Origin of the sequence: uncultured Halorubrum sp., from assembly GCF_937146585.1 — an archaeon.
Lineage (GTDB): Archaea > Halobacteriota > Halobacteria > Halobacteriales > Haloferacaceae > Halorubrum > Halorubrum miltondacostae.
Genome location: NZ_CAKZRO010000041.1, coordinates 1 through 6,095, shown reverse-complemented (window position 1 = coordinate 6,095; position 6,095 = coordinate 1). Strand labels below are relative to the sequence as shown.

Here is a 6,095-nt window from a genome sequence, read left to right as displayed (position 1 = left end):
GTCCTCGCGTCGACCGTCGAGGGCGAGCACGACCGGCCGACACAGACCAGCGTGGTCTCCTGGCACCCGGGCCAGGGGTCGGTACTAGGAGCCAGCGAACTGGCGTTCGGTCCGGAGGTTGGAGAACCGTACGACACGAACTGCGACCGCTTCGCCGAGGGGCTCGTCGACTCGCTGGCCGAGGGCCCGGACTCGCGGTTCGACCGCCCCGAGGACGGTGAGGGGTTCCGGCGGCTCCGAGCGCGGCTCGCCGATGACGCCCACCGCCCGCGGTACCACGTCACGCCGCCGGCGAACTGGCTCAACGACCCGAACGGCCTGATCGAACGCGACGGGACCTACCACGTGTTCTACCAGTACAACCCGGGCGGGCCGTACCACCACGCGATCCACTGGGGACACGCTGCGAGCGAGGACCTCGTCCACTGGCGAGACGAACCGGTGGCGCTGACGCCCTCGCCTGACGGTCCGGACAGCGACGGCTGTTGGTCGGGCTGTGCGGTCGAATTCGACGGCGAGCCGACGATACTGTACACGGGTGGGCGCGACCGTCGACAGCTCCCCTGCCTGGCGACCGCGGCTGACTCGACGCTGCGGTCGTGGACCAAAGACCGGTCGAACCCGATCATCGAAGCCCCGCCGGACGACGTCGACGTGCTGGAGACCGAACACTGGCAGGCCGAGTTCCGGGACCACTGCGTCTGGGAGGAGGACGGTCGGTGGCACCAGCTTATCGGCTCCGGCGTCACCGACGTCGGCGGGACGGTCTTCCGGTACAGCTCCGAGGACCTCCGCGACTGGCGCTACGAGGGGCAGTTCCTGACCGCCGACCGGGCGGACGCCGGGGCGGTCTGGGAGTGTCCCGAGTTGCTCCGCTTCGGGGAGTGGGACCTCCTCCACGTCTCGGACTACGAGACCGTCCCGTACTTCATCGGCAAGCGGCGAAACGGGGAGTTCGAGGTCGCGACTCGGGGCGTCCTCGACCACGGTGACCTCTACGCGCCGCAGTCGATGACCGTCGACGACGGCTACCTGACCTGGGGCTGGCTTCCCGAGGCCCGCGACACGGAGGCGCAGTGGGACGCCGGGTGGTCCGGCTCGCTGTCGGTGCCGCGGCGGATCGAGGTGGACGAGTCCGGCGACCTCACACAGCGTCCGGCACCGCAGTTGACCGCGCTCAGAGAGACGACGCAGGTCGACGCGGAGTCGGTCTCGCTCGACGACGAACGGTGGGTCCCCGAGGCCGGCGGGCGGGCGCTCGAACTGGACGCGATGATCGCGCTCCGAGACGCGGACGCCGTGACGCTCTCGGTCTTCGAGTCGCCGGACCGGTGCGAGCGAACCGAAATCCGCTACGGTGCGACGAACGAACTCGTCGTCGACCGCTCGACCGCCAGCGACGATCCCCGCGTTCGGAGCGACGAGCAGCGGATGCCGGTGACCCCGTACGACGAACCGCTCAGGCTTCGGGCGTTCCTAGACGGCTCCACGGTAGAGCTATTCGCCAACGAGCGACACTGCCTGACGAGCCGCGTGTACCCGACGCGGGAGGACAGCACCGGGATCTCGCTCACGGCTTCGGGCGGACGTGCCGACATCGAGGACCTCTCGATCTGGGAACTCGGTGCGGGGTACCCGGACTCGACGACGCGCCCCGACTGACCCGGCAGGCATCGGGACAACGGCCGTAGTCATCGCCCGCGCCGCTCTCGTCACCTCTCGTCGCCAGTGTCTGCTGCCGCTAGTGTCTGATCTCCCGCTCTGCGGCAGCGGCGACTGTGCCGTTCCCGGAGTCGACACCGAGCGTGTGCGAGTCGCATACACGACCCCAGGGTTCGCGTCGGGTGTCCCTCCGTCGAGTTCGAGAGCCGGATAGACCTCTGAATACACCCGATGACGCGAATGCCATGAATATTAACTCAACTCTGAATTAACTTTGCGAAGATATAAGTCCCCTCGTCACATCTGTGTAATCGAGATGAGCATGAATACCGTCCTTCTGGCCATCGGATCGGAAGACGAAACCCGACTCGAAGAACTCGCGGAGACCGCAGCGTCCGTCGTCGACCCGACCGGTCGCGTCGTCCTGCTCCACGTGTTCGACCGCGAGCGATACGACACGATCGAGACGCAGTTGAACATCGACCCCGACTCGGAGGTCACTCCCGACGACGTCTCACACCGGTCGCGGATCGTCACCGACGTCGCCGAGCGACTCGAACGCGCGGGCGTCGACTACGAGATCCGCGGCTCGCTCGGCGAGGCCGCCGACAGTATCCTCGAGGAGGCAGAGGCCCTCGACACCGACCTCGTCGTCGTCGGCGGGCGGAACCGCTCGGCCACCGGGAAGGCGCTGTTCGGCTCGACCGCTCAGCGCGTGCTGCTGGAGTCCGACTGTCCGGTGACGTTCGTCAAGGAGCGGTCCGAGAAGCGGACGGAAGCGGCCGCCCCCGCGTAAGATCGTCTACTTTCTTTCTGCCGCGTTCGGTTCACCGGGGACCGAGCCGCCGGCTTCTTGCTGACCAGCCGCGCCACAGGCCGTGTGAGAACCGACTCGCGAGCTACGGCAACGGTTCGTCGCACTCCGATCCGGACGGCACACCGGCGTCATCGCCGCCGCCGTAGTCGGCGCCACCGTAGTCGACGTGGACGCCGCCCTCGCGGACCGTTCCGCCGAAGTCGTCGTCCGGGAGTTCGGTCTCGTCTATCGGGGGGAGCGGTTCGTCGGGCGTGGGGATCCGCCAGGCGTCGAGCGTCCCGAGCAGCCGGGTCTCGTCGCCGTCGACCGCGAGTCGGAGCGTCGGCGCGAGCGTGCCGCCGAACCGAGCGCGCTGTTCGGCCTCGGAGAACTCCGCGACCGCGTCGAGCGAGTCGCCCGCGAGGTCATAGTAGTTGAGGAAGCTCTGGATCAGCACCTCCTCGTCGTGGACGAACGCCATCCACGAGTACGCCTGAAACGCCGCGCCCGGCGGGTTCGTCGCGACCAGCCCGCTCCCGTTCAGGGGTCGATATGGCCCTTCGAACCGGTCCGCGGCGAACCCGTACAGCCCGTCGGGGCCGGTCACACCGGGCGCGAACGTGTGGACGTGACTACAGACGAACAGGTAGTACCGTCCGTCGGCGACGACGACGTGCGGCCGTTCGAGCTCCTGGTTCACTTCGACGGCCTCGACGAGCGGCGGCCGGAGCTCCCACGAGAGCGGGTCGCCGGACTCCGAGCGGGCGACGCCCACGCAGCCGTTGAATTCGCGGCGGCGAGACGTCTCGGCGTCGTCTCCCTCCCGCTCGGGCGCTGGTGCGTTCGCCTCGAAGAGGAGGTGCGTCTCGCCGGTCTCGGGGTCCTCGAAGAACCACGGGTCGCGGAAGGTGTAGGTCATCCCCCGCGACTGCGCCTCCGTCTCGTACCACTCGCCGTCGGGTTCGAGGAGGGTGTCGTGGGTCCACGGCCCCTCGAGTTCCACGCCGGACTCGTCCGCGGTCACCGCCCCGCCGTGCGCGACCGCGATCCGCTGGGTGTACGTCAGTTCGTCGGCGTCGTCGCGACCGGCAGCGGTGTAGTAGAGGTAGCAGTCGCCGTCGTCGTACAGCGCGGAGCCGGCCCACTGCCGCTGTCCGAGCGCGTCGCCGGCGAAGACCGGGCCGGCGTCGCGCCACTCCCGCCCGTCGCGCGAGTAGAAACAGCGGATCTCGGCCACGTCGTGGCGCGTGCCGGGGAGGAGGTCCGCCGGCGCGGTCAGCGAGAACGCCAGCCGCCAGCCGTTCACCTCGGCGATCTCCCCGTGGCGGTCGCGCAGCAGCCACGTGTCCCAGACGTGGAGGTCCGGGAAGGGGTCGACCGTCGGCGGCCCCGCGACCGGCGCGACGTTCCCGCGGCGACGCTCGACCGACGCCGCCTGCTCTCGCGTCCACCGCGACCGGGGCGGACGGTCGTCTCGGCCGGGCGAGTCGTTCATGTGCGGTGTCGGCGACGGACCGAATAAAGCCTTTTCAGTCGGAACGGCCCCGTTTACCCGGATCGCGTTCACACCGGGGAGACCCGGCGGATGACAGCTGACCGCAAAATAAACTGTTTTATCACTCCCGTGGTAGTCAGAAGCATGGCTAACCGACTCGGCAGACGCGTGGCCTCGACGCGCGGGCGCGGCGCCGGCAGACCGGACGGTCCGCGCCGGGTGACGACGGTCCGCGTCGGGCGCGCCGCCCTCCTGAAGCGACGTGTGACGGGTGGTGACGGTGGAGCGTGACGAGCTCACCGAAGTCCTAGAGGACGCCGGGCTCTCGCCGTACCAGGCGGACGCGTACGTGACGGTCCTCGAACTGGGGTCGGCACCGGTGACCCGCATCGCGGACGCCTGCGGGGTTCCCGACCCGCGGATCTACGACGTGTTGCGGGACCTAGAGAGCAACGGGTACATCGAGATGTACGACCGAGAGTCGCTGTACGCCCGCGCGAACAGCCTCGACGAGATCACCGACGACCTCCAGTCGCGGGCGAACCGGTTCACCACCGCGACCGAGGAGATCGAACGCCGCTGGAACGAGCCGTCGGTCGAGCGGTCGACGGTGAGCATCGTCACCCGCTTCGAGACGGTGATCAAGAACGCCGACGAGTTCATCCGCGAGGCGGAATCGCAGGTGAACGTCTCGCTCGGCGTCGAGCACTTCGAACGCCTCCGACCGGCCCTCCGCGAGGCGACCGGACGCGGAATTCGGGTCAACCTCTCGATCCACACGCCGGACGCCGGCCGGGAGACCCTCCCCGACGCCGAGGAGCTCAGCGAGGTCTGCTCCGAGGCGCGGCACCGCCGACTCCCCTCGCCGTTCGCGGTGATCGTCGACCGGACGAAGACGTGTTTCGCCCAGCACGCGGGCTCGATGAACGAGTACGGCGTGCTCGTCGACGACCGCACGCACACCTACGTGTTCCACTGGTACTTCCTGACCACCCAGTGGGACATGTGGGAGCCGATCTACTCGTCGCTCAGCGACGAACCGCCCATAGAGTACGTCGACATCCGGTACTGCGTCCGCGACGTCGCCCCGCTGCTCCGAGACGGTGCGACGGTGAAGGTTCGGATCGAGGGAGCGGACACGGAGACCGGCGCGGACCGAGTGGTCGAGGGGCGGCTCTCGGGGGTCACGACGACGGGATTCGAGGACGCGGCCGACGCCCAGGCGATCGCCAGCTTCGGCGGTCAGGTCGCGCTCGTCGTCGAGACCGACGACGGACCGGTGGAGGTCGGCGGCTGGGGCGCGATGGTCGAGGCCGTCGAGGCCCATCGGATCTCCGTCCTCAGCGTGGAATCGGGGACCGCCGACTGACGCTCACGGAACGAGGTGTCGGAACGACGGCCCGCGGTCGCGCCTCCCGAACGGCGGCCGCGAGAAAACGCGACCGCCAGCTCAGTCGGCCTGGGCGCTTTCGCCGTCGGCCTCGACGCCGGCGCCGGCCACGATCCCGTGCGAGATCGCGTCGCCGGTGGCGTCGTCGAACAGGTGAAGGTGCGAGCGGTCTAAGACGATCTCGACGTCCTCCTCCTCGGCGATGTCGCTCGAGGGATCGATGCTCATCAACAGCCCCTGCCGTTCCTCGAAGTCCGCCTGCTCGCTGGACGTGTCGAGGATCGGCTTCAGATAGACGAAGATCTCGTCGCCCATCGGTTCGAGCACGTCCGTCGTGACCGAGAACGTCCGGCTCGGGTCCTTGGCCTCGGCGCTGTTGCTCTCGAGGTAGATGTCCTCCGGCCGGATGCCGAACTCCACCGCGTCGCCGTTTCCGACGCCGTCTATCGCCGAGGTGTCGAAGGAGATGGAGTAGCCGTTCGCGTCGAGGGTGCCGTCGCCGACGGTGGCGTCGGCGAAGTTCATCGAGGGCGACCCGATGAAGCCGGCGACGAACCGGTTGGCCGGCTCGTTGTAACAGGTCAGCGGCGGCGCGATCTGCTGGAGCTGGCCCTTGTCGAGCACGGCGATCCGGTCCGACATGGTCATCGCCTCGGCCTGGTTGTGCGTGACGTAGATGATCGTCGTGTCCAGCTGCTTGTGGAGCCGCTGGAGCTCCGTTCGCATGTTGACGCGCAGCTTGGCGTCGAGGT

At 68.7% G+C, this 6,095-nt stretch carries 5 protein-coding genes; 3 read left to right on the top strand and 2 right to left on the bottom strand.

Annotated features, from left to right (window positions below):
- Together Q0116_RS03670 and Q0116_RS03665 are read left to right on the top strand one after the other, a co-directional pair.
- Positions 1-1,662: glycoside hydrolase family 32 protein (locus Q0116_RS03670; RefSeq protein ID WP_297885616.1), on the top strand; the 1,662-nt coding region annotated here is incomplete at its 5' end.
- Positions 1,663-1,978: 316 nt separating this feature from the next.
- A complete protein-coding gene (locus Q0116_RS03665) occupies positions 1,979-2,458 on the top strand; it encodes a universal stress protein (protein WP_297885614.1) in 480 nt (159 codons plus the stop codon).
- 103 nt (positions 2,459-2,561) lie between these two features.
- On the opposite strand, the gene Q0116_RS03660 is transcribed toward Q0116_RS03665, so the two are convergent.
- Positions 2,562-3,953: a glycoside hydrolase family 68 protein gene (locus Q0116_RS03660; protein WP_297885613.1), complete on the bottom strand. Its 1,392-nt coding sequence runs from the start codon at positions 3,951-3,953 to the stop codon at positions 2,562-2,564.
- Positions 3,954-4,227: 274 nt separating this feature from the next.
- Between Q0116_RS03660 and Q0116_RS03655 the strand changes: the two genes are divergently transcribed.
- The gene (locus Q0116_RS03655; protein ID WP_297885612.1) at positions 4,228-5,322 is read left to right on the top strand and encodes a TrmB family transcriptional regulator; all 1,095 of its coding nucleotides are present in this window, start codon (positions 4,228-4,230) and stop codon (positions 5,320-5,322) included.
- Positions 5,323-5,403: 81 nt separating this feature from the next.
- On the opposite strand, the gene Q0116_RS03650 is transcribed toward Q0116_RS03655, so the two are convergent.
- A partial coding sequence (locus Q0116_RS03650) for an ABC transporter ATP-binding protein (protein ID WP_297885610.1) occupies positions 5,404-6,095 on the bottom strand: 692 nt, incomplete at its 5' end.

Bases quoted from the DNA above. Each gene is read 5' to 3' on its own strand.
- Q0116_RS03665 (WP_297885614.1), top strand. From the start codon at position 1,979: ATGAGCATGAATACCGTCCTTCTGGCCATCGGATCGGAAGACGAAACC.
- Q0116_RS03660 (WP_297885613.1), bottom strand. From the start codon at position 3,953: ATGAACGACTCGCCCGGCCGAGACGACCGTCCGCCCCGGTCGCGGTGG.